Source organism: Candidatus Albibeggiatoa sp. nov. BB20, from assembly GCA_016744725.1.
Taxonomy (GTDB): Bacteria; Pseudomonadota; Gammaproteobacteria; order Beggiatoales; family Beggiatoaceae; genus Albibeggiatoa.
Genome location: JADGDW010000051.1, coordinates 1 through 25,156 on the forward strand (window position 1 = coordinate 1; position 25,156 = coordinate 25,156).

At 38.7% G+C, this 25,156-nt stretch carries 22 protein-coding genes and 1 tRNA gene; 11 read left to right on the forward strand and 12 right to left on the reverse strand.

Features of this window, described 5'->3' with window-relative positions; genetic code table 11:
• Nucleotides 1-289: 289 nt before the first annotated feature.
• Nucleotides 290-751: a methylated-DNA--[protein]-cysteine S-methyltransferase gene (locus ABXH34_RS07725; protein ID WP_353571296.1), complete on the reverse strand. Its 462-nt coding sequence runs from the start codon at nt 749-751 to the stop codon at nt 290-292.
• Nucleotides 744-2,720, reverse strand: a complete 1,977-nt coding sequence (locus ABXH34_RS07730; RefSeq protein WP_353571297.1) for a heavy metal translocating P-type ATPase — start codon at nt 2,718-2,720, stop codon at nt 744-746. The genes ABXH34_RS07725 and ABXH34_RS07730 overlap by 8 nt, the downstream gene beginning before the upstream one ends.
• Nucleotides 2,721-2,948: 228 nt before the next feature.
• On the opposite strand from ABXH34_RS07730, the gene cysS reads away from it, so the two are divergent.
• Nucleotides 2,949-4,334: a cysteine--tRNA ligase gene (gene cysS / locus ABXH34_RS07735; RefSeq protein WP_353571298.1), complete on the forward strand. Its 1,386-nt coding sequence runs from the start codon at nt 2,949-2,951 to the stop codon at nt 4,332-4,334.
• 341 nt (nt 4,335-4,675) lie between these two features.
• On the opposite strand, the gene ABXH34_RS07740 is transcribed toward cysS, so the two are convergent.
• Nucleotides 4,676-5,227 (reverse strand): HNH endonuclease, encoded by a 552-nt coding sequence (locus ABXH34_RS07740; protein ID WP_353571299.1) that lies wholly within the window; start codon nt 5,225-5,227, stop codon nt 4,676-4,678.
• Between the two features lie 246 nt (nt 5,228-5,473).
• Between ABXH34_RS07740 and hcp the strand changes: the two genes are divergently transcribed.
• Complete coding sequence (hcp, locus tag ABXH34_RS07745) at nt 5,474-6,823, forward strand: hydroxylamine reductase (RefSeq protein WP_353571300.1); 1,350 nt, start codon at nt 5,474-5,476, stop codon at nt 6,821-6,823.
• A gap of 222 nt (nt 6,824-7,045) precedes the next feature.
• On the opposite strand, the gene ABXH34_RS07750 is transcribed toward hcp, so the two are convergent.
• The gene (locus ABXH34_RS07750) at nt 7,046-8,023 is read right to left on the reverse strand and encodes a hypothetical protein (protein ID WP_353571301.1); all 978 of its coding nucleotides are present in this window, start codon (nt 8,021-8,023) and stop codon (nt 7,046-7,048) included.
• A 237-nt stretch (nt 8,024-8,260) separates the two neighbouring features.
• Between ABXH34_RS07750 and ABXH34_RS07755 the strand changes: the two genes are divergently transcribed.
• The 6 genes from ABXH34_RS07755 to pgeF all read left to right on the forward strand — a co-directional run bounded on the left by ABXH34_RS07755 (nt 8,261) and on the right by pgeF (nt 12,690).
• A complete protein-coding gene (locus ABXH34_RS07755) occupies nt 8,261-9,517 on the forward strand; it encodes a BtaA family protein (protein ID WP_353571302.1) in 1,257 nt (418 codons plus the stop codon).
• 129 nt (nt 9,518-9,646) lie between these two features.
• Nucleotides 9,647-10,291 carry a class I SAM-dependent methyltransferase gene (locus tag ABXH34_RS07760; protein WP_353571303.1) on the forward strand — a complete coding sequence of 215 codons (645 nt, stop codon included), beginning with the start codon at nt 9,647-9,649 and terminating at the stop codon, nt 10,289-10,291.
• A gap of 236 nt (nt 10,292-10,527) precedes the next feature.
• A complete protein-coding gene (locus ABXH34_RS07765; RefSeq protein WP_353571304.1) occupies nt 10,528-10,740 on the forward strand; it encodes a hypothetical protein in 213 nt (70 codons plus the stop codon).
• A gap of 113 nt (nt 10,741-10,853) precedes the next feature.
• The gene (locus tag ABXH34_RS07770) at nt 10,854-10,976 is read left to right on the forward strand and encodes a hypothetical protein (protein ID WP_353571305.1); all 123 of its coding nucleotides are present in this window, start codon (nt 10,854-10,856) and stop codon (nt 10,974-10,976) included.
• A complete protein-coding gene (thiL, locus tag ABXH34_RS07775) occupies nt 10,973-11,947 on the forward strand; it encodes a thiamine-phosphate kinase (protein WP_353571306.1) in 975 nt (324 codons plus the stop codon). The genes ABXH34_RS07770 and thiL overlap by 4 nt, the downstream gene beginning before the upstream one ends.
• Before the next feature lie 5 nt (nt 11,948-11,952).
• Complete coding sequence (gene pgeF / locus ABXH34_RS07780; protein WP_353571307.1) at nt 11,953-12,690, forward strand: peptidoglycan editing factor PgeF; 738 nt, start codon at nt 11,953-11,955, stop codon at nt 12,688-12,690.
• Between the two features lie 167 nt (nt 12,691-12,857).
• Here pgeF and ABXH34_RS07785 read toward each other — a convergent pair whose 3' ends face one another.
• From ABXH34_RS07785 to mgtE, 5 genes are all read right to left on the reverse strand, one after another.
• Nucleotides 12,858-13,721, reverse strand: coding sequence for a CorC family transporter (locus tag ABXH34_RS07785; protein WP_353571308.1), 864 nt, complete (start codon nt 13,719-13,721; stop codon nt 12,858-12,860).
• Between the two features lie 20 nt (nt 13,722-13,741).
• Nucleotides 13,742-14,200, reverse strand: coding sequence for an rRNA maturation RNase YbeY (gene ybeY / locus ABXH34_RS07790; protein ID WP_353571309.1), 459 nt, complete (start codon nt 14,198-14,200; stop codon nt 13,742-13,744).
• Between the two features lie 29 nt (nt 14,201-14,229).
• Nucleotides 14,230-16,008 carry a hypothetical protein gene (locus ABXH34_RS07795; RefSeq protein WP_353571310.1) on the reverse strand — a complete coding sequence of 593 codons (1,779 nt, stop codon included), beginning with the start codon at nt 16,006-16,008 and terminating at the stop codon, nt 14,230-14,232.
• Nucleotides 16,009-16,075: 67 nt separating this feature from the next.
• Nucleotides 16,076-17,383 (reverse strand): polysaccharide pyruvyl transferase family protein, encoded by a 1,308-nt coding sequence (locus ABXH34_RS07800; RefSeq protein WP_353571311.1) that lies wholly within the window; start codon nt 17,381-17,383, stop codon nt 16,076-16,078.
• Nucleotides 17,384-17,879: 496 nt separating this feature from the next.
• A complete protein-coding gene (gene mgtE / locus ABXH34_RS07805) occupies nt 17,880-19,229 on the reverse strand; it encodes a magnesium transporter (RefSeq protein ID WP_353571312.1) in 1,350 nt (449 codons plus the stop codon).
• A gap of 333 nt (nt 19,230-19,562) precedes the next feature.
• Between mgtE and ABXH34_RS07810 the strand changes: the two genes are divergently transcribed.
• Nucleotides 19,563-20,270: an aspartate/glutamate racemase family protein gene (locus ABXH34_RS07810; protein WP_353571313.1), complete on the forward strand. Its 708-nt coding sequence runs from the start codon at nt 19,563-19,565 to the stop codon at nt 20,268-20,270.
• Nucleotides 20,271-20,334: 64 nt separating this feature from the next.
• Here ABXH34_RS07810 and ABXH34_RS07815 read toward each other — a convergent pair whose 3' ends face one another.
• The 3 genes from ABXH34_RS07815 to nifE form a co-directional block, all read right to left on the reverse strand.
• Nucleotides 20,335-20,589: a nitrogen fixation protein NifZ gene (locus ABXH34_RS07815; protein ID WP_353571314.1), complete on the reverse strand. Its 255-nt coding sequence runs from the start codon at nt 20,587-20,589 to the stop codon at nt 20,335-20,337.
• A gap of 3 nt (nt 20,590-20,592) precedes the next feature.
• Nucleotides 20,593-20,919, reverse strand: a complete 327-nt coding sequence (locus ABXH34_RS07820; RefSeq protein ID WP_353571315.1) for a (2Fe-2S) ferredoxin domain-containing protein — start codon at nt 20,917-20,919, stop codon at nt 20,593-20,595.
• 110 nt (nt 20,920-21,029) lie between these two features.
• On the reverse strand, nt 21,030-22,400 hold the full coding sequence (nifE, locus tag ABXH34_RS07825; RefSeq protein WP_353571316.1) for a nitrogenase iron-molybdenum cofactor biosynthesis protein NifE: 1,371 nt from the start codon (nt 22,398-22,400) through the stop codon (nt 21,030-21,032).
• 331 nt (nt 22,401-22,731) lie between these two features.
• Between nifE and ABXH34_RS07830 the strand changes: the two genes are divergently transcribed.
• Nucleotides 22,732-22,816, forward strand: a tRNA-Leu gene (locus tag ABXH34_RS07830).
• Nucleotides 22,817-22,971: 155 nt separating this feature from the next.
• Nucleotides 22,972-24,951, forward strand: coding sequence for a CHASE2 domain-containing protein (locus tag ABXH34_RS07835; protein WP_353571317.1), 1,980 nt, complete (start codon nt 22,972-22,974; stop codon nt 24,949-24,951).
• Nucleotides 24,952-25,156: the final 205 nt, after the last annotated feature.

Below are 25,156 nucleotides of genomic sequence, written 5' to 3' on the forward strand. Positions count from 1 at the left end.
GGCATAGGTATAGTGAGTCCCTTTATATGCAAGAATTTCTACAGATAATGGAATTGGGTCAGCAAGGCTGTGTTGGATAATATGAATTTTTGCACTCAAAAATAAATACAATTAAAAATATAAAAGTGTTGATTATATTTTTAACATTTCTTGTCTTATAATCCCCTCGTTCCCACAAGTTTTGTGATTGGGTCATGTTAGGAACGGGATAATGTCTAAGCTATCAAGGTATGATGATTTTAGGTTTTTGAAAAATAAAGGCTGAATCTATCGTTTAGATTTTGGTTGATTATTTCTTTTCGTGCTCCAGCAACCATTCTTTACGCCATAAACCACCACCATAACCACCTAATTTGCCGCTGTGATTAATCACACGATGACAAGGTACAATAATTGAGATCGGATTATAATGATTTGCTTGGCCGATGGCTCGTGCTGCTTTGGGTTTGCCTATTTGTCTCGCCATATCGATATAACTTGCCGTTTTTCCATAAGGAATTGTTTGCAATGCGTGCCAAGCATCTAGCCTAAATGCAGTACCTTGTAAATCAAGTGGAATGGTAAACTGCTGCAATCCCGTATGAAAATAGGCTTCTAACTGTTGATGTGCGAGTTTTAAAATCGGATGTTGTGTCAGTTCAGGTATGACCAGTGGCGCATCATCTATAAAGTAACAGCCTGTTAAACCTTGGTCATTTGCAATCAATTCCAAATAGCCTACAGGCGAATCATAGTAGCTGGTTTCAGTCATTATTATCATCCTGCTTTTTATGTTTTAATAACGGTAACATGGAATGGGTCAAGCCTGCAATCAAGCCTAAATCACTCAATAATACTGAACCCAATACGCCCAAATGGAAAAAGAATACACCCGTAACAACCATAGTGCCAGGAACTAAAACAGATAATACGCCGAATCGAATATTATCTTTTAATTCATGTGCATGAGAAAATAAAGGTTCAACTTGCACTAAGCTATCATCCATTAAAATAATCTGAGCCACATCTGTTGCCAATAGCGACGCGCCATGTAGTGAAATTGAAACATCTGCCGCTTTTAAACCAATCGAATCATTAACCCCATCACCAATAAAACATACTTTTTTACCTTCAGCTTTCAATTGCTCAATCCGTTCGGCTTTTTGTTCTGGCAATAGTTCTGCAAAATAATTGTTTACACCAAGCTGTTCAGCCAATTTTTGAGTTGGTCTTTCATGATCGCCTGAGAAAATATAAATATCCAAATCTTTCTCTTGCAACGATTGGATTAATTGTGGGGTTTCAGGGCGTAATGCAGTATGCAACTCGATTGCACCAATCAACTCATCATCGACCGAAACCATCACCAAGGCATAATTATGCTCACGACAGGCTTGCAAAATGCTGTTGACAGTTTGATAAGGGATGTCAACTTTTTCAATCTCCATAAATCGATAACTGCCGACCCGAATTAATTTACCACCCGACATCACTTGTATGCCATAACCCAGTGCGTAGCTAGAACTATCAATAGGTTGAACTGATAATTCACGTTGTTTAGCCGCCTGTTGAATCGCTTTTGCAATGGGATGTTGTTGTTTATATTCAGCGGTTGCAGCCAAGCTCAGTACACTGTCTTCATCATAATCAGCTAAAGTATAAATTTTATGTAAATCAAGCTGTTCCTGAGTTAATGTACCTGTTTTATCAAAAATGACCGTATTGACTTGGGATAATGCTTCTAATGCACGACCATCTTTAATCAGTACCCCTTTATTTGATGCAATATTGAGAGAATTCAGGGTATTAATCGGAGTGATAAACTTAATATCTTCGGTCATAAAAGTACATAAAATCGCCGTTGCTCCATGCGGACCAATAATCGGAAAAGCCAAAGCACTTAATGCGGTAATCGGCAAAGCCATTCTATCTGCAATTTCTTCACCTTGAGATTGAATCACTTGATTATCATCGGTGTAGTTGGACAGAATCGCATTGATTTCTGCCATCATGGTTTCATTGCCAGCCCGCTCAACTTGAATATGTAATTTTCCGCGTAACAACAGGGTTGATGCAAACACCGTATCGCCACTTTTAACATCAGCCGATTTAGCTTGTCCTGTCAAAGCCCGTTGGTCAACAAATCCATCACCCAGTATGACTTTTCCATCTGCGGCGATCACTTCCCCTGCATGAACCACCATCACATCATTTACTTGAACCTCAGAAATTGGCGTGAGTAATTCAATTTCATCCTTAATCACCCAAATCAAATTAGGTAAGGCATTCACGGCTTCTTTAATGTCGGTTTGAGAATAGCTTTTGCTTTTGGCAATCAGGCGTTTACCCGTGTGATGAATCCAATAAGTAAAGGCAACAGGCAAGGTATAACCCGTGACAACTGCCAGTGGTAGCGCGAGAGAATTTAACACATCAATATTAAAACGGTGTTGGCGGTATAAAGCACGATAACCTTGTCGCCATATTGGAATGGTTAAAAAGAATAAGCCTGCAATACTGGCTACTTTCAATGCAGGATAAAAAATCCCACCCACCGCCAAGCCAAAAGTGGTGCTCGCAATGGCAAAATTTCGGTTTACCTTACTTAAATCGGCTGTTTCTGGTTTAGCCAGCGAGGTTTCAGGTTTTGGGATTTCGGGCAATAATTTTTTGTGTTTCAGCCATATTGCACCACCATAAGTTGTGAGCGCACTACCTGCAATCACCAATAAAGGAAGCATAACCAAGTACCTTTGAGGTATACGTTAAGAATTATGATAACAGATTGACTTAAATCATGAATGCTTGCAATCGCTTTAAGTCTTGTTGTTGGAGTTCATTTGTTTTTCATTATTTATAACAGGAAACAAACTTATAAAATAGAGTTTACTCAACAATGAAGAAAATCAGATTTTCAAGCGGCTTTCTGCTACACTGCTCATTTTACAGTACATTTTAATAGCAAAACCATGTTGAGCATCTACAACAGTCTAAGTAACCAAAAAGAAATTTTTAAACCCATTCACGAAGGCAAAGTCAATATGTATGTGTGCGGTATGACCGTATACGATTATTGTCATATTGGACATGCCCGTGTCATGGTTGTGTTTGATATTATCGCGCGTTATCTGCGTGAAATTGGCTATGATGTCAACTATATCCGAAATATTACTGATATTGATGACAAAATTATTCAACGTGCAAATGAGAACGGTGAAGATTTTCACAGACTTACTGCTCGTTTTATCCAAGCCATGCACGAAGATGCGACTGCATTAGGTGTGTTACCACCGAGTAGCGAACCGAAAGCCACGGAAAGTATTGAAGATATTATAAACTTGATTCAAAAATTATTTGATAATGGTTATGCGTACCATGCTGAAAATGGCGATGTGTACTATAGCGTTAGCAAATTCAAAGATTATGGTAAGTTGTCAGGTAAAAAACTAGAGGATTTACGGGCTGGCGAACGGGTTGGGGTGGATAGTTATAAACAAGACCCTCTCGATTTCGTATTGTGGAAAACCGCCAAACCTAATGAACCAAGCTGGGAATCTCCTTGGGGTAATGGTCGCCCCGGTTGGCATATCGAATGTTCAGCGATGTCAACTTGTTGTTTAGGCAATTATTTTGATATTCACGGTGGTGGTGCAGATTTACAATTCCCACATCATGAAAACGAAATTGCCCAATCTGAAGGCGCAACAGGTGAACCTTATGTTAATTACTGGATACATAATGGTTTTGTACGGATAAACGAAGAAAAAATGTCTAAATCTTTGGGCAACTTCTTTACCGTCCGCGAAGTGCTGGAAAAATATGAGCCAGAAGTGGTGCGCTATTTTATTTTAAGCAGTCATTATCGCAGTCCTTTGAATTATTCTGACCAACACTTGGACAATGCACAACATGCGTTGACTCGTTTATACACCGCATTACGTGGTTTGCCTGTGTCTGAAGAATCTGACGATGATAATAGTTATTACGAACGCTTCCACGAAGCCATGGATGATGATTTTAATACAGCAGATGCACTCGCGGTATTATTTGATTTGGTGCGTGATATTAATAAAATTCGTGATGAAGACATTAAAAAAGCCACCTTGCTTGCCAGTGAGCTGCGTCATCTGAGCAGTATTCTGGGTTTGTTACAATCTGATCCAGAGCAGTTTTTACAACAATTAGGCGGTGCAATTGAATTAAGTGCAGATGAAATCGATAATATGATTGAGCAACGTAATGCGGCCCGAGCAAGTAAACATTGGGCTGAAGCTGATCGTATTAGAGATGAATTAAAAGAAAAAGGGGTTACGCTAGAAGATGCCTCTGGTACAACAACTTGGCGGCGTGGATAAACCGAGTCTGTTGATAGGGCTTATGCTATGCTGGTTTTAATTAAATTGATATTGTTGCAGGATTCAGTCGATTTTTTAACTGATCGTATCGATTAATGATTGTTCTGCATCACAAACAGAATCGCTTATTTGCACTATAAGATTTCTTTTTCTTAGGGTTGTCACGCCTTTGAAGGTTAGCAACCCTAATATATAGTCAATTTTGGTTTGTATGTTAGGACTGGCAATCCTTTTATACTTTAAATATCAATCACTTTTAAAATCGAGGACTATTAGTCCTGTATCACTTTAAAATAAAATGACTATAACAAGAAAACCATGACTCTAATCTGAGCACCTTTCTATATTTCTTCTCTAAGCAATTCAGCAGGTGGTTTTTCTATCTGTTTTCGATGATGACTGCGCCAAAAATCATCAGCAAATGAAACGGCTGGGTGCGGCGGTGCTTTAGGTCGTGTACGCATCAGCATACCCGCTTCTTGAGGCGTTCTATCCCCTTTATGGCTATTGCACCATTCGCAAGCCGTTATCACATTATCCCAAGTATGTGTTCCCCCTCGAGAACGCGGCATCACATGATCGATAGTTAATTTCTTTATTGAACCACAATATTGACACGCATGTTTATCGCGGCGTAATACTTCACGTCGTGTTACCGCAGGCACGCGCCAAGTACGTTCTCGATGTGTGATTTTTAAACGAATATGTTGGGGAACGACAAGCACCATACTAGGAGAATGGATTTGAATGGGCTGTGAAGCAGAATCAATTTCTAATGGTTCAGCTTTTTCAGTGATAAGCAATATAATTGCACGTTTGATGTTGACCCGACCAATGGGTAAATAACTTTTTGAAAATACCACAATGGAACGGCTTAGTATGTCAGTATCCATAGGCTAAGATTCATTTTAGTTTCATCAAAAAATTATAGTGTAACCTAAGCAAATATTTTTACAATACTTTTGATGGTTATCAGGCATTGATTATAACTTAACACTTCATCATTATTAATTTGATAAAAAAGCAGGGTTATTTGAATAACAAGGTTTATATCAGTTAAATTTGATTTGTATCAAAGTAACTCATGGTAAATATTGGTAAACTTATCTCGTATATTCCACATTTTCGAAGTGTAAATTATGAAACAAGAAGCTCTTCCAATGTTTTGCTATCAATGTGAAATGAGTGCTGAAAATGGTTGTGGTGCTAAAAACCAAACTTTAGGCACATGCGGTAAAGATGAAAATTTAGCGCGTTTACAAGACCTTATGATTTTTGGTTTAAAAGGCTTGGCTGCTTATCGTGAACATGCTCGCGAACTTGAAGCCGACACTTTACTTGTTGACGACGTTGTTTCAGAAACCTTATATTTTACCATGACAAATGTCAATTTTAGCTTTGAGCAACATATTGCACAGCTTATGAAAATTGGTGAGGCTGGTGTCGCCGTCATGGATTCACTCAGTGATGCTCATACTCAACATCTTGGTATTCCAACCCCGATACAAATTTCTCAAAACCGTGCTGAAGGTAAAGCCATTTTAGTCTCTGGACATAACTTGGATATGTTGCATAAATTATTGCAAGCGACTGAAGGCAAAGGCATTAACATTTATACGCATTCTGAAATGCTACCGGGTCATGCTTATCCTGAATTGCGTAAATATTCGCATTTAAAAGGCAATATCGGTGGTGCTTGGCATGACCAAGACAAGCTATTTGAAAAATGGCAAGGTGCAATCATCATGAGTACAAATTGCATTGTGCCGATTAAAGATAAGCGCACTTATGGTGATCGTTTGTTCACTTATAAAATGGTGGGTACAGAAAAAGCAGTTCCAATTGAAAATGATGATTTCGGCCCTGCGATTGAAAAAGCATTGAGTTTGCCGTGTATTGAAGATTTTAATAGCGATGCACAGCTAACAACAGGGCATCATTACAAAACCATTTTGGAATTAGCCCCACAGATTTTAGATGCAGTAAAAAAAGGTAAAATTCGCCAATTCTTTGTGATTGCAGGTTGTGATGGACCAGGGAAAGAAGGTAATTACTATCGAGATATGGCGTTAAGCCTGCCTAAAGATGTGGTTATTATTACCAGTAGTTGTGGCAAATTCCGTTTTAATGACGTTGATTTTGGTACGATTCCGGGAACAGTCATTCCTCGTTATTTAGATTTGGGACAGTGTAATGATAGTAACGGTGCTGTACACATTGCTTTAGCATTGGGCGACGCATTGGGCGTGCCTGTCAATGATTTACCAATTGCAATTGTATTAAGTTGGTTAGAACAGAAAGCAGTTATTATTTTGTTAGCCTTATTCAGTTTGGGTATTCAAGATATTTATATTGGCCCTAAACCACCACAATTTGTGAATGAAGCCATTTTGAATTTCTTAGTCGAGCAGTTTAATTTACATATCACAGGTGATGCAGAACAAGATTTAAAAGATTTGTTATTACCTGAATTGCCTAAAGCGGCTTAGACATTATTTAAAGCTGGCAATCTGTAAAAAGTTTGTCAGCTATAGCTAATTCCATCTTTAGCGTTAAAATTATATGCTACTTTCATGACTGCCAGCCCTTAAAGGACTAGTCATAACTCATAACAGGGAATTGACTATAGAATAATACTTGCTAAAAGAGTGATTTAAGCCCGCATCATTGAGCCTGCTTGACTTTATATGTGAGCAAAAAATCCAAACTATTTAGTAAACAATATCGATCCAATTCTTTTTCCACTTCCACCACTGCCTTAACTGTTGCGAATTAAGCTTAAAAATCCCCTTATTTGTATACAAAACAAGCTCCTCAATATGACATTGACGTAATGCTTTTAATAATGCGGGTAGCCAATGTGTATCAAATGCTTGTAAAAATTGTGCGCTCTTCTCAAAAACAATCAATTGCTCACCCGTTTGCTGCAAAACATCATCAACTTGACTCGGTAATCCATCATGCGCAACATGAGTTAACTGAGCTAATCCCTTTGCTAACACATCATGACTCCAAACCTGCAACCAATGATTTTTAGGTAATTCTGGCAACTGTCCCATACCCCAAAACCAAACACTATTAACAGGTAATGCTCTATCCGCCTCACGTTGCTCATTCACAGGGTTTTGATACAACAACATTTGGATTTCATTTAAATAACTACGCCATTGCAATTTATCCTCACCATCAGGCATGTAATCATGAATATCAGCCCCTTTAACTTCTGATAAATCTGATAATTTTAACTTTGGTTGAATCTCTTTAGTTAATTTAAGATACCAGCGTGTCGGAGTTGGAGCTAAAAAATGCAAACCATCTTGGGCAAAATGCTGATTTAAGGTGCTCACTAACTGTTGAGCTTGATCCAATGTAATATCTTGCAATGCACTATCGGCATCAAACAATAAAACTCGGTCACGATCTGCTTGTAAATAAACAGGATCAGCCCGTAAATAAAGCGCGTTTTCATCAAAATCGGGACTGTCCACTAAATAAGTCACAGGGGCTATCGGTAGGTCTTGAGCATCAAAGCCGAATAAATCAAATAAACATGCGTCATGATTTTGGTAAGGCCATGCTGTTTTTTGCGCACGAGAAACAAATAAACTGAGATTATTTAGTGAGGGATGTGTAAGTGTATCGGTATCAGTAGGAAATTTGGGTAACAGCAAATGTATTTTATGCAACATAAAAATTTTTTAAACATTTAAACAAACAGCGGATTATACTTGCTTAAGTATGGTAGGAAAATAATTTTTTGAAAAATCTTGCTGCTAGGCCTTTTATCCAAAGCCAAGCTATCATAAAATGGATAGGCTAAATGATTGCGAATTAGACAAGTCGTGTAGTATCAACTTTTTGTTACACTTTTGTCAATCTTTTGTGCAATATTTGTTTTAACCCTAAAGTGTAAGGAAAGACGTACAATGAGTTCAGTCTCAGCAGGGCTGTTGAAAACCGCAGTCCACCAAGATTCATTAATGACTCGCCAAGGCATGTTACAGCGTATGTTTAGCCTTTGGTTTAATGGCTTCGTCTACAATCAAATTTGGGAAGACCCAGAGGTTGATATTGAAGCCCTAGAGCTGACTCCAGAAAGTCGCATTTTTACAATTTCATCAGGCGGCTGTAATCTTTTAAATTACCTTGTCGAAAAACCTGAAAAAATTGTGGCGGTTGATTTGAATCAATACCACATGAATTTAACTCGCCTTAAATTGGCATCGCTCGAACATTTGCCTGATTATAAAAGCTTTTTTGACTTTTTTGGTTTGGCAGATAAGCCACAAAACATCGAGAATTATTACCAATATATCCAACCTCACATGGATGAAAAGGCACGTACATTTTGGGAAAAAGGTTCGCTTTTGCGCCGTGCAACAGGCAAAGCTCGAATCAAGTATTTTAAAAAGAATTTATATTATTATGCGCGGTTTGGTCGTTTTATGCGTTTATTACATCGCATTTCTAAAATGACTAAATATAAGCCTGAGCGTATTTTGCAAGCACAAACTATCGCAGAACAAGAACAAATCTTCAATGAAGAAATTGCACCGTTCTTTGATAACTGGTTGGTGAAAAAGGTGGGTAATATGCGCCTTGCTGTGTTTAGCTTAGGTATTCCACCACAACAGCATGAATTCATGAAAGAAGAGTCAAAAGGCAATTTGATTAATTTGTATCGTGAACGAGTGCGCCATTTAGCTTGTGATTTCCCAATTCAGACTAACTATTTTGCGTGGCAAGGTTTTAGTTTACGGTATGACAGCGAGAAATTAGGTGCTGTCCCTGAGTATTTAAAACCCGAAAATTATGATGATTTAAAGCAAAATTTACATCGTGTTGAAACTCATGTTACTTCTTTGATTGATTACTTGAAATCTCAACCAAATAATTCGCTTGACCGTTTTGTATTCTTAGATTCACAAGATTGGATGAATCCAGAAGTATTAACGGGCTTGTGGCAAGAAGTTGCGCGTGTGGGTAAACCCGGAACTCGTATCATTTTCCGTACTGCGTCTATTGATTCTCCAATTGAAACAGACTTGCCTCCTGAATTACGCAAATTATTTGTGTATGAAGAAGAACGTTCTAAAGAATTATACAAAAAAGATCGCTCTGCAATTTACGGTGGCTTCCACATTTATTCAATGCCTAGCAAACCTAATAGCGTTGACGCATAAAAATTTGGATTTTAAGAAAAGGTATGTTTAATAAACAGTTTAGAATGTTCTATTTTAAACATGGATATTAAACTGCCCGTTCTATAATAAAAAGTACCAATTTTAAATATCGTCATGAAGGAAACCAATATGGATCAAGCCAAAGCGATGGATAACATGTATCGTCATCAGCGGTACATTTATGATTTAACGCGGAAATATTACTTGCTTGGGCGAGATAGATTAATTCGGCGTATGCCATTGCAAGCGGGTGATAAGGTGTTGGAAATTGGTTGTGGAACAGCTCGTAACTTAATGTTATTAGCCAAGAAGCATCCAGAAGTACAATTCTATGGTTTAGATGCGTCACAAGAAATGTTGAACACCGCCCAAGCAAAAATTGATGCAAAAGGTTTAACAGGCAGAATCATTCTAAAACAATGTTTGGCTGAGGAACTGAATTATCAACAAACCTTTGGCTTAGATAAACCGTTTGATGCTGTATTTTTTTCTTATGCCTTGTCTATGATTCCACCTTGGCCACAAGCAGTCGATACCGCTTTAGTGAATGTGAAGCAAGAAGGTGTGGTTCATATTGTCGATTTTTCCGATCAGCGTGATTTGCCTAAATGGTTTCAATGGGTGTTACAACGTTGGTTGTCATTATTTGGTGTACATTATCCACCGGGTTTATTACCTTATTTTGAGGATTTAGAAAAACAAGGCAAGGGGCAATTAGAGGTTGAGAGCTTGGGCGGTTATTACGCTTTCTTAGCTGATTTTAAAGTTAAGTAGTCTCTTTGGCGACCTTTTAATTCAAATCATGTCAAAATAATCTTATTCCCATGTGTTAAGTTTTGCGTGGGAATATAATCCCTCTCGATTTTTTTCTTCTTAAATTAACACCTTATATCCATAAAATAGGCGTATTTAGCTAAAAAAATGCGCGTTATTACCCCATAACATGTACTTTGTGTTTCATATAACTTTGTTATACAATCGCAGCACTCCGAATGGATAGTGGGATATCAATGTCAAAGCCAGAAAAGCGTTCTGAATTACTGAACTTTCGTGCAACGCCGACTTTAGCCAGAGAGTTGGAAGCTGTAGCTCAATTACTACGTGAACGTTCAGGTTTTCCAAAATTGCCCGTGAGCCGTGGCGATGTCATCGAATATTTAGTTGAAGTATACAAAGGTGATTTAAAATCAATTTATGTTAGGCCTGAAGATACGGAAGCCTAAGCATATATCTTAAATTATCCCATCTCCCTCCAAAAATACTACGCAAGTCATAGCTATTCAATTAAAATGCCTGAAATTTTGTACTCTCCCTTTGAACTGATATGGGATTATCAATGTCAAGTATTCATGATTTGCCACACCATTTATGCCATACGCTAGATATTCAAATAATGGAATTCGAATCCCGTAGTGTGGATGGCGAAGTGAATATTTGGAGCAAAAACCCCAGCTCATGAAAGAATTCAACGTAATAGAACACTATTTTCAACAAGGTTTGGTTTCTCGGAAAGATGTGATTCTCGGGGTTGGGGACGATGCCGCGCTGGTGCAAGTACCCCGTGATATGGAATTGGCGATTTCCGTGGATACTTTAGTTGAGGGTGTCCATTTTCCAATTAATACATGTGCTTATGATATTGGCTATAAATCCTTAGCAGTTAATTTAAGTGATATGGCAGCCATGGGTGCAACGCCTGCGTGGTTTACTTTGGCTTTGAGTTGTCCCGAAATAAATGAATCGTGGTTACAGCAATTTACACAAGGTTTGGCTGATTTGGCGGTTCAACATCAAGTTGCTCTTATCGGTGGTGATACTACCAGCTCTAAATCGGCTATCACTATTTCGATTCAAATTATGGGCTTCAGTGCTAAAAAGCAGGCATTACAGCGTGATAAAGCTCAAATTGGGGATGTGATTTGCGTCACGGGTAACTTAGGAAATGCGGGCTTAGGTTTGGCTTCTGTTTTTGGAGAAGTGGATTTGCCAGAGCTTGATAAGCAATTCGTTGAACAATGTTTAAATCGTCCGACTCCATGGGTGGAAATAGGACAGACATTAAGCAAAATGGGGGTTCAATGTGCAATCGACATTTCTGATGGCTTATTAGCTGATTTGGGACATATTCTCACGGCCAGCCAAGTCGGTGCACAGATTTATTTAGCTCAAATTCCATTATCAAATACGCTTAAAAATCAGTTATCAACACAACAGGCATGGCAATTTGCTTTGGCTAGTGGTGATGATTATGAGCTATGCTTTACGGTGTCACCAGATAAGTTAGAGCAATTAACACAACATCTACCTGCAAATCATTTTTATCCCATTGGTTATATTGAAGCTGAACATGGTTTACGTTGCTTACAAGAAAATGGTGAACTTTGGCAACCAAAGCAATCAGGTTATGAGCATTTTTCTAAAGCGGAATAAAATCAATGTCTAATTACATCACACCCAATTGGCTAGCTCCTCACTCAGTTAAAGCATTTGTTAGCACCCGTTTAGGTGGTTTTAGCCAACCTCCTTTTGATGGTTTTAATTTGGCTGAACATGTTGGGGATGATGCTGAAGTTGTGGCTAAAAATCGGGCTTTATTAGCAAAACAATTGCACTTACCTCAAGAGCCTCATTGGTTGCAACAAGTGCATGGTATTGAAGCGGTAGCTGCTGAACAAGTGGGACAAGGTTATTGTGCAGATGCGATTTATACTCAGCAAATGAATAAAGTTTGCGTGGTGATGACTGCGGATTGTTTATCTGTGTTTTTTTGTAATCAACAAGGGACAAAGGTTGCTGTTGCCCATGCAGGTTGGCGTGGATTGGCCAATGGGGTTTTAGAGTCGACCTTGCAACAGTTAGATGAGAATCCAGACAATATTTTAATATGGCTAGGGCCTGCTATCAGCCAAGTTGGGTTTGAAGTCGGGGACGAGGTTCGACAGACTTTTTGTGAGCAGTTACCACAAGCAGAACAGGCTTTTAAGCCTTCACGTCCGCAGCATTGGTATGCAGATTTATATTTATTGGCTAAGCAGAGATTACAAGTACAGGGTATTCAACAGATTTTCGGCGGTGATTTATGTACTTATTCTGATAGTGAGCGATTTTTTTCTTATCGGAGAGATGGCCAAACAGGACGTATGGCAAGCTTGATTTGGTTACAAGATCAATAACTTTGCTCAGAAAAATTATAGGGGTTCTAGATAGATTATGGAATATAGATGAATTCCATCATGCCCAATTTTCAGGGTTGCCAATCCTCGAAGGACTCACAATCAAAGGAATGGACTGTGCCATATCCAATGCCGATCAATTTTAGATTATTTATCTGATATTAAGATTACATATTATTGTCAGATTCTGCGGTTTGCGTTTCATCATCAGCCAATCGCTTGATGCGTAATAAATGAATCCGTCGGTTATTTGCTCGCATTACTTCAAAATGAAATCCAGCGAAATCAACGCTTTCAGAACGTTTTGGTAAATGCCCAAAGGCTTTTATCACCAAACCACCTACCGTATCCATTTCATCTTCATCTAAATCAACATCAAAATATAAATTAAAGTCATCAATTGGAGTCAATGCCCAGACTAAATAATAGCCATTATCACGAGGATTAATATAAACCTCATCTTCAAAATCATGCTCGTCATCAATATCGCCAACGATTTGTTCAATCACATCTTCAATTGTCACTAAACCTGCCATACCGCCGTATTCATCAATCACAATAGCCATGTGGTTGCGGCTGGTACGGAATTCACGCAGCAGCACATTAAGACGTTTACTTTCGGGAATGAAAATCCCAGAGCGCATCACCTCACGCATATTAAACGGTTCTTGTTGATCGGTTGCGTAATAATCCAGTAAATCTTTAGCGAGAAAAATGCCTTGCACATCGTCCCGATTTTCACCGACAACAGGAAACCGAGAATGTCCCGATTCAACTACAATTTTGACCAAATCATCAGGTGAATCATTGACATCTAAAGCCACAGCTTGTGCACGCGGAATCATAATATCTCTAACGTGCATTTCAGACACTTGTAGCGAACCTTCAATCATTTGCAAGGTGTCGGGGGTTAATATTTCCCGCTGTTGGGCATCGCGGATAAGACCAAGTAATTCTTGTTTGGTCTTGAGTTCCTTTGATAATAATGCTTGCTTGACGCGATTAAACCAGTTTAAAGTCGGTGAAGACATAATTGCAGCCATCATCATGTTCAGTAAGGATTAGGATAACCTAATTGCTGTAAAATATGTACTTCTAAATTTTCCATTTGTTCGGCTTCTGCATCTTCAATGTGATCGTAGCCTAATAAATGCAAAACCCCATGAATAATTAAGTGTGCCCAATGGGCTTCCAAGGTTTTTTGTTGTTCAGAGGCTTCTTTTTCAACCACATTGGCGCATACGACAATATCTCCCAATAACGCAATAGGGATATCGGGTGGTGCTTCAAATGGAAATGACAACACGTTGGTTGCATAATCTTTTTGTCGCCAAGTGAGGTTTAATTCTCGACCTTCGGCTTCGTCTACAATACGCAAAGTCAGCTCAGGTTCGGGTTCAGATTCAAAATTGGCTTGTTTGAGTGCCGTATCTACCCATAACTGGAATTGCTCAGTCGTGGGTAAATTCTGTATTTCAGTAACAAGTTGAATATCAATGTCTGTTTGCATAAATAATAAGTTTAGGTATATAAAATGGCTTATATGGTTGAATTGGCAGTGGTTTGAGTGCTGTTATCAAGACTGGCATCATCTGTTGTCGTCGCTGCTTGATTTTCATCTATTTGTGACTCATCCGTTTCAGCAATATCACCATCAGATACTTGAGTATCAGTATTTTCTGTATTATTCGTGGTCTCTGTTTCATCAGCTTCAACAATGGGATCAGGCAATAATTCCACTGTAATCGGTTGCTGTGAATACACAAGCTCACCTGTTTCCAATACATAGCCGTAATAAATCAATAAAACACCTGCTTGACCATAAACCCCTGTATAAGTCGCGGGACGTGCATCACAACCCAAAACCACTGAATTCATCGTAGCACTGTTTTTAAACCGCTCAATGCTGACAGGGAATAATTGCACCCGATATTCTGGTGTTAAAGTGGTGTTAATTTCTAATGCAGCTAGACTGCCTAATCGCCCATTCCAAGGTTTAATCGCTCCTTTACTATTCAACATGAAGGCCTGCAATTCTGCTGGATCAGCATCAATACTGGGTAAATAACCAATTAAAGCAATAATATCGGCTTTTTGTCCCACGTGTTCTAGCTCGGGGGTAATCACGCCACGAATGTCCAACTGGTCACTAGCATAAGCTTGGATTGCGCTGCCATTCACTGATACCCCTGTCGAAAATAAAGTGTCGCTACTAACAGCTTGTAATTCATCATCGAAACCAAAGCTGGGAGCAACTTTCACATCAACACTGGGAATAGAACGCTGTGAAGGTTCATCCGTTGGATTGCTAGTAGCAAAAAGCTGAAAATTATCAAAAATAAACACTAAACTTTCTGGCTCTTGATCCGATGGCATATAAGTATAACGCGCGAAATAAGCCCCAACCCCTTGTACATCAGTAAACTCATGCTCGACAAATTCAGCGGTTGCCCAATCAATCGCAATATCGCAATCTTCAGGATTATATTTTGCCCAAAGCGAGTTAAGTGGATTTAAATTAATGGTGTAGCCTGTTTGCAGCTTATCGAATACATAGGAACTAATCCAAAGCTGCTCACCATCTTGAACGATAAAACGCGCATCTTCTGTATTAATCCAATGCCGAGTTAAATCAACCATCAAATTACTGGTTTCATCAAACACGATGTTATCAACCGATGCGCCACCATTAACAAAGTCTTCTTTTTTCCATAAAAACAATGCACTGTAATTCACCGCTGCATTTTTGACCGAATAGAATGCTTTTGCTGTTTTCGTCCAACCGGGATCAACCACAAATAAAGTCATATCTGCCCAAAATACTTCACTTTTGCTATTCAACGCCCGCATTACATTATGAGGATAACGTGGCTCATATAAATTGATTGATGCACCATCATTTTGCACCGTATCTTGAGAAAACTTAGAAATCGCAGGGGCTTCCTCACCACGAGCATTGACAGCGGTAATGTCGGAAACATTAAGAAAATTGGCGGTAATACCACCATAAAACCGCCCACTAGGACGATCATCACGGTAATTCATCCATACTTTATCACGAGGACACAAAGCAGGTGGATTAAAAGGCTCTTGAATTTTGAATGGGCGACAAAGCAAGGTATCATTTTTAACCCCGTCGCCATCAATATCTAGATGATGTTTAACAACTGCTTTTTGATTGTAAATCAGTGATGTGGGTAATTCTTCACGAGTCGGTAAATATTCATCCCACCATTGGAGATATTTAACTGATTCAGCCCAGCTGAGTGATGAGAATAGTAATAAGCTAAAAAAAGCAAGCCTTGAAATAAAAGACATGACTAAAACCTCAAAAGTCAAAACCATCTAGCCAATATTTGGGGTAAGACAGTGTTTGCAAGCTAAGTTAATCTGAAAAATCAGACAGGTTATCAAACAATTGCAAAACGTGTTGCTGTATTTGAGGGATAGTTTCTTGCAATTTTTTAGCCTTGTTTTCACGTTGCTGGTAAATCTCTTCAACCTGTTTTAAGACTTCTTCAGTGGTTTCTGTACGTAAATCAACCACCGTGTCGCCAATCCCAACTGATTCAAAAACCCCGATGAATTTACCACTATAAGCTAAACCCACCGCAGGAACGCATTGTGAAATTGCAGCAATACATGCGTGCATTCGTGAACCCATGAAGAAATCACATTGATTAATCAAATATTTAGCCTGTTTGTGATTTAAATCACCTTCGGCTAATACTATCCGCTCATTATATTGAGACTGCATTTTTTCATATAAACGTTCACAAGCTAGCGGGTCACTTTCAGGTAAATGTTTTGGCGCGATGACGTGAGAAACCAGAATAATGGCATGATCGGTATTTTGTAAAAACTGATGAATCAAGCTTTCAACTAAATCGGGATAAAAGCCTTTTAAGTCAAACCAATCATCATTTTGTAAGCTTTTGTTATACAACAAGCCACTGACATTCAAGCCAATAATTTTTTTACCTTGTTGTTTTAAATCTTGCAGTTTTTGTAAACTGGCGGTGTCAATCACTTCAGATTCAAGTACAAATGCTACGTCGGGACTGAATTGAATATGTTTTTTCGTGGCATAAGAACCTAACACTTGCTGTACGTATTCGATGCCTACTTGATCTCGGGAATAAATCATTGTGGCACGTTTTAGTAACATTTTAAGCATGACACGTGAAATCGTGCGTTTAAAAGGTCCATAGGTTTGAGGAAGAAAAACCAGTGATTTTCCAGCAAGTAATACGGCGAATTTAAATAGATTACCTCGCATCAAACGTGGCATTTTATATAAATCAGTAAAACTATCTCCGCCTGTGATATCAGCTACAAAATCGACTTGCATCAACGCATCAAAGCTTTCATTACGCTTACGTAAATATTGACGAAAGAATTTAAACGGCAGTAAACGACTTAAGAGTGCAAAAATGAATAGTAAATAAATATTCTGATGTTTAAAAATATTTCGTCCGTACCATAGTTCCATGCGCTGAATGGGTATTTCACGTTGCATGATGTGCAAAACTTGCGGCGTAGTATCCTGATCATGAGTTGGGATCATGACTTCAGCATCTGGCCAACGGGTAAAAATACATTTTAAAGTGGACTCGGCTAAAGCACTTAAACCCATGTTGGTGGTTTCTAATGATGCGCCTAATAACCATATTTTCGGCGTGGATTGCGCCATATTCTTTCTCCCATCAACAAGTTATGCTGTGTCATGTTAGTTAAATAGCTGGAAAGATTATGTGATAAAGTAAAAACGGCTTGCAAGCTCTATTTTTCCGATAGCACAATAAGTACAGGAATTGGTGACAATTGCGTCATTTTATGTACAGTTGAACTCATTAAATTAAACGTATGAAAGTAAACTATGCAAGTACGTACCCATAATAATCAAGTCAGTTTGAATTTCTTGTACTTTTTTCAAACATTTTTAAATAGTGTTGCATAAGGTTTTGTTGAGTAACAATGCTGATTATTTTTATGGAATAAATTAAAATCATTTGCATAACGAGTGTTTTGAATGAAAAACAGCATTATCCATCTTTATCAATTGTTTTTCTCAAGGATTCAGGTATTTTTAAAATTCACAATAAACTCAATAAATTACAAAGCGATGTAGATTTTTAACTTATTGAAATATTGTGTGTTTTATGAAAATAATCTGGAATATTATTGTTCTATGTATTCAATAAAAATAGTGTTGCTAAACCTAGAAAAGAGGCAAAACCAATCACATCAGTGACCGTTGTTAAAATCACTCCACCTGCTAATGCGGGATCGATAGAAAAACGTTTCAATAATAAGGGAATGAGCATCCCTGCTAATGCCGCAAAAAATAGATTTATCAGTAATGCTGCCCCAATAATGATGCCCAGTGACCAGCTTTTAAACCACAATACAGCAAGCCCAGCAACCACTAATGACCATAAACAACCATTGAATATACCAACAGCAACTTCTTTGCGTAATAACCAAGGTACATTAGCCGCAGAAACTTGACCTAATGCCATGCCTCGAATCACAACGGTTAAAGTTTGGCTACCAGCAATACCACCCATACTGGCAACAATCGGCATCAATACGGCTAGTGCGACAATTTGTTCTAAAGCCTCTTCAAACAAGCCAATAACCCATGCTGCTAAAAATGCCGTACCCAAATTAATTCCCAGCCACACCGCCCGTTGTTGAGTTGTGGTCAGAATCGGCGCAAACATATCATCTTCTTCATCCAGCCCCGCACGTCCCATAACGACATGGTCAGCCGCTTCACGAATCACATCTACCACATCGTCAATCGTAATTCGCCCTAATAAAAGGCCATCGCCATCAATCACGGGAGCTGATAGTAAATCGCGCTGTTCAAACACCCGCGCCACCTCATGCATTGATTCAGTTACTAAAATAGGTTCTTGGCTTGTTAGCATCACCTGTTCAACCGTTTTTTCAGGATCATGAGTTAAAATATCAGCTAATGCCAATGTGCCCTGATAAGAGTTATTCCGATCAACCACCATTAGAACATCGGTTTTTTCAGGTAATTGCTTTTTAAAACGCAAATAACGCATGACAATTTTAAGGGTTAAATCGGCTCGAATTGTCAGCGTATCAATATTCATCAAGCCGCCAGCGGAGTCTTCAGGATAAAATAGAATTTGAGTAAATCTATCCCGTTGCTGTTCGTCAACGGCCCGTAACACTTCCTCAATAACGGTTTCTGGTAAATCTTGTAGCAAATCAACCGCATCATCTGTATCCATTTGCTCAGTAGCAGCCGCCACTTCTTCTGCGGCCATGTCCTGCATCAAATCGATACGCACTGCATCGTTGAGATAGGCCAACACTTCAGACTCATCAATGCTTTCAGATTCCCACACAATATCACGTTGACGATTGGGTAAAGATTCTAAAACAGTTGCAATTTCTGCAGGATGTAAGTCAGTAAGGATTTCATCTACTTGATGGAATGCATTGCTCTCTAAAGCATCATGCACATCTTGTAGTATTTCATTGGGGAGTGCTGTTGTCATAAGCATACCACGCATTCAGAAACGAGAATTGTTAGCATTGTAACATTTGAAAACGGTTGTGAGTGCTTGTGTGATAAGAAAATTGTGCTATGCAACAAAAAAACAGTTTAATCTATATTATGGAGGGTTTTGCTTAGAATATATTGTGGTTATTAAGCAGCTTGGTAAGCTATAAACTTTCTCGTAGTAAAGAGATAAAACGCTTAAAATCCCCACTCCAGAACAACAAGAAACATTGTTTGACTGACTAAAAATATATAAAGTTAAAAGTTAAAGAGTGCACGTCATTTTTTGCATTGTTATCATTAGAACCAAATCTAGAAGGAGAAGAAAATGAAAACAATCGGCCTTATTGGTGGTATGAGCTGGGTTTCTACTGAAAAATACTACCGAATTATTAATGAAGGTGTATATAAGCAATCGAAAGGTCAGCACGCTTCAGCCAAAATCGTTATGTATTCTATAGATAGTCATGAAATATTGGGCAAAGGTGGATTTTACTGGAGCGAAAATTGGAACAAAGCCGAGGATGTAATATTAAATGCAGCTAAGGCTTTAGAAAGAACAAACAATGTAGATATTATACTGATTTGCTCCAATACTGCACATAGTGTTGCAGATGTAATTATAAAAAAATGTAAAATTAATCTATTACACATCATAGATGCCACCGCAATTGCTATCAAAAAACAAAAATTGAAGAAAGTAGTGCTACTCGGTACACGGCCTACAATGGAAAAAGACTTTTATATTTCAAAGTTGACTCATGAGCATGGTCTGGAAGTGGTTGTGCCAAAGTTACAAGATAGAAATACCATCCACCGAATTATTGAAACCGAATTAGTACACAATAAGATGACACTGACGGCAAAACAGCAGTATATCTATATCATTGATAAATTGGCGATGTTTGGTGCAGAAGGGGTTATTTTAGGCTGTACTGAAATTGGTCTACTGATTCAACAACAAGATGTGACTATTCCTGTTTTTGATACAACAGAACTTCATGCACAGGCGGCTGTTGATTTCGCACTTTCATGACGTACTAGACCCAAAGAAAAATAAAGTATTCATGTACTGATAATCAGCACATGAACCAATCGCTTTAGGCGGATTCTAAACTTAATTCTTCGGCTTCACAACCGACAGGCACACCTAAATTGCCGTCAGCATCTTCAAAGCGGACTAAAAATAATACAGAATCAGGATCATGCTCTAAATGTCCTGTATTAATCAAAACGCCACGCGTACCCACTTCTGCTAATATCGCATCAGGGGCAGTCTCAGGAATACCGCCATCATTTTGAATTTTGACCGCAGCATATACGGTGTCACCAGCCTCAAGTTCATAAACGGACATGGCTTATCCCCACACTTCAGCAGGCATTTTTAAGCGTTCAACCACTTCGCCTTCTAATAAATGCTTATCAATAATTTCTGAGACATCCGCAGCAGTGACACCGCCATACATCACGCCATCAGGATAAACCAATACGCTAGGTCCATTGCCACAGGGGCCAATACAGCCACTATTCGTAATTGCAAAACGCTCGAATAAATTGCGGGTTTGAATTTGCTGAATAAACGCTTCCATCACTTGCGATGCACCTTTTTCAAAGCAAGAGCCACGTGGATGTCCCGGTGGACGGGTTTGAATACAGACAAATACATGTTTTTCTGGTTTAGGCATGATGAACAATTCCTCAATTTTATGAATTAAATAGCTTTATTGATTAAGAAGTGTAAAACTTGTTTTGCTTATGCAAAATAAATCCTACACTCCTATTTAAACAAAAATGATTATTTCCAAGGTGCAGGCGAATGCACTTGCGGCCAAATCGGGCTTTCAATGGTTAAGGCCAATTGGCGGACTAATTCCAACATACCTGTATAACCTTCGTAACCAAATTCACGCTCTTGGTTAATATCTAAAAATGGAATACGGGCTTTTAATGCGGTGTACATATTTCGACCACCTGCAATTAAAATATCCGCTTTATATTCTTCATAGGTTTCAAGCAAGATTTTTGGATTGCCTTCATCCAGCATTTTGGTCTCTTCGCCCATTAATTCACGAATCCGGGCTTTGTCTTCTTCAGTCGATTTACGAGTGCCCGTTGCGACCACTTTCATCCCTAAATCTTGTAATGCTGAAACCACTGACCAGGATTTAACCCCGCCTGTATACAATAAAACCCGTTTACCATTGAGACGTTCAGCCCAAGGCTCTAAAGCTTTACGAATTTTAGTTTCTTCACGTTTAATCAATGCTTCAGTACGCTCGGTGAGATCAGGGTCATTAATCATACGGGCAAAATCGCGTAAGGCTTGCGAAGTATCAGTAATGCCATAAAAACTGCCTTCAAACCACGGAATGTCATAACTATCTTTAAGTTTTCGCGCCACATTAATCATGGCTTTAGAACACACCATCATCGTCACTTCAGCGCGGTGCATGGTTTGTACTTCGCGGTAACGTGCATCACCAGACAAAGTACACAACACACGAATACCCAGCTCATCCAATAAAGGTAAAACATGCCAAAACTCACCCGCAATATTGTATTCTCCAACTAAGTTAACATCATGAATTTTAATATTTTCAGGAGTATTTTTAGGTAATGGATCAGGCTCACGAGTACCCATCACATATTTGAACATTGCCTCACCTGCAATCCGATTGCCTAAGTTTTTTGTACCATAAAATCCAGCCGCATCTACTGGCACAACAGGTACATTCCATCGCTCACTTGCTGCTTTGCATACCGCTTCAATGTCATCGCCAATCAACGCGGGTACACAGGTGTTATACACAAAAACTGCCGAAGGATTATGATCGTCAACCGCTTGTTTAATCGAATGAAATAAACGTTTTTCACCACGTCCCATAATCACATCTTGTTCAGTTAAATCCGTGGTCATGCCCAAACGGTATAAAGTTGAACCTGATGAACGTGTACCCCGATTATCCCAAGAGCTACCCGCGCAAGCGATAGGCCCATGAACAATATGTGCAACATCGGTAATCGGTAATAAGGCAATCTGTGCTCCGTCAAATGAACAGCCACCTGCTGTTGCACCGGGTTTGGTTTTCGCGCAACCAGATTTAGATTTTTTATTATGCTCGCAGGCGGGTTCGTCGAGTAATTCAGCGATGTCTTTAGATTTCATAGCAACAACCTACTTTAAAATGGATGCGTTTATGAAAATGTTGGCAACTTATGTTCCAATTTTATTTTACAATAAAAACAATGGTTTATTTTATATCTATGATGTATAAAATCCAACAATCATAAGCTTTGTAAGGTTTGCGACATTGAGAAGAAATTTAAGATTATGCAAAAAAAAATTGATTGATTATTCTGGGCTAGAATAGCGACACCTCTAAAACACCAAGCAATCATTTTTCAATATTTGTTTTTTTAGGCTATTTTTTGTTTTATTTAGAATCAATACATAGACAATTGCGTTTTAAATAGATATAATTCGCTTCCTAAAATTTGCCGATGTGGTGGAATTGGTAGACACGCTATCTTGAGGGGGTAGTGGCGTAAGCTGTGTCGGTTCGAGTCCGACCATCGGCACCATCCTTCCCTCCCTAATTTCTTCTTTTTTAACTAATAGTTTCTTTATTTCAAACTGTTTCAAATTTGGTGAAACAAGGCACATTTATTGTTTAAAATAATGTAAACTTGTCCATATTTTACCTCTTTTAGGCACTAGCCTTGCTGTGAAAAGTTTTATGAAACTATCAGCAATGAAACCGATTTTAAAAAAGATTACACAATCACGCCAATCTCCCTTGTTTGTTGCCTTATTTATGGGGCATTTGGTTTTTGCAACGGTTTTAGGTTTTCGTGCATTGGGCTTTTTTCAAGGATTAGAGCTCACTTCTTACGACTTAATGCTATGGACACGCTCAATCAGTGTTCCAGCCGACCAACGCATTACTATGGTATGGGCAACAGATGAAGACCAACGCACTTGGGGCTGGCCTCTCTCTGATGAACACCTTGCTAGTCTTATTGCAACTATTGAAACCTATGAACCGCGCGTCATCGCATTAAATATTTATCGAGACTTACCCGTACCACGAGTAACAGGGCATGGCTATGAATATTTACTGAGCCAATTTAAACAACACGACAATATTTTCGGGGTTAAAAAATACAAAAGTGAAACAGGTGTTCATGTTGATCCCCCTCCGCTTTTAGATGAGAAAGGTCAAGTAGGTTTCAATGATTTATCTGCTGATTCACGGGGTATTTTTCGGCGCGGCCTATTATTTGTCAGTGATGATATAGGCAATGTTTATGCGTTTTATGGTTTATTGATGGCGTTAAAATATTTAGCACAAGAAGGCATTACACCAGAAGCCCATCCTGATGATGAGCGTTATATGGTATTAGGAAAAACCGTTTTAAAACCCTTAGAACCTGACTTTGGCGGTTATGTTAAAGGGGATATGGGGGGATTCCAAATGATGTTGAATTATCCCGCTGCACCCCGTGGCTTTAAAGATGTCAGTATCACTCGCGTATTGACAGGGCGTTTTAATCCTGATGATTTTAAAGATAAAATTGTTATTATTGGGGTCAATGCCGAAGCCACTCCTGATTTTTTGTATACTCCATTTGGTTATTGGGAAAATGTCGATCAACGTGTGCCTGCTGCCGCCGTTCATGCTTATAGCATAAGCCAATTATTACGGATGGCAGAAGGCAAATCCCAACCAATGGACACTTGGAATGAATCACAAGAAGTCGCTTGGATTTGGATGTGGACATTACTTGGAGCATTGGTGTGTTTGTGGGCAAGGTCTGTACTGCGTTTCACTTTATCCTTGGTTGGTGGATTAATGTTGTTGGTTTCAATGTCTTATATTGGATTTTCCAGTAATTATTGGATATTGGTTGCCGCACCCACCTTTGGTTGGATTTCATCGATTGCTGTTATGATTTCATATTTATCTAATCAGGAAAAAAATCAACGTGCTGAATTAATGCACTTATTTTCTAAGCATGTATCCAAAGATGTTGCAGAAATTATTTGGAAAGAACGTGAAGAGTATTTGACTGAAGGGCGTTTGCGTTCCCAACGTTTGATTGCAACGTTGCTGTTTACAGATTTACAAAATTTTACCACGGTATCCGAACGCATGGAGCCGCAAGAGTTAATGGACTGGCTCAATCAATATATGGAAACTATGGTGAATGTGGTTGAAAAACAATATTCGGGGCAAGTAAATAAATTTATTGGTGATGCCATTATGGCCATTTTTGGCGTACCAATCCCACGTACTGAATTAAGCTTAGTACATCAAGATGCGATAAATTCTGTTGAATGTGCTTTGGCTATGCGTACTGAAATCGAGAAGTTGCGTGATATTTGGCAAACAGAAGGGATGCCATTGATACGAATGCGAGTCGGTATTTGCACAGGGCCTGTGGTTGCGGGCAGTTTAGGTGGAATTGAACGTCAAGAATATACTGTGTTAGGCGATACAGTCAACACCGCATCCAGATTGGAAAGCTTTGATAAATCGATCGATACAGACGAACCTTGTCGTATTCTAATTAGCCAAACAACCTTAGATTGTCTAGGCGATCGCTTTGAAACTGAATGTGTTGGCTCGGTGAGCTTAAAAGGCAAAGAAGTTAAAGTCACCATTCATCGTGTCATTGGCTTTAAAAAGCCACAGATTGACTTGGATGACTTGTAAAACTCACGCAGAAGCTCAAAGGCTTTAGCTTAGAAATTTAACTAAACATATATGCTGTTTGATAGCTCATAACAGACAACAGGGTTTAACTAAATCTAAAACTTTGGGTAGTCCTGCACAAAATAGTGTTTAATTTAATTAATCATTTATTATTGAATAGTGGATAAAGAAGGTTTTTGAATATTTTGATTGTAATGGTGAATAA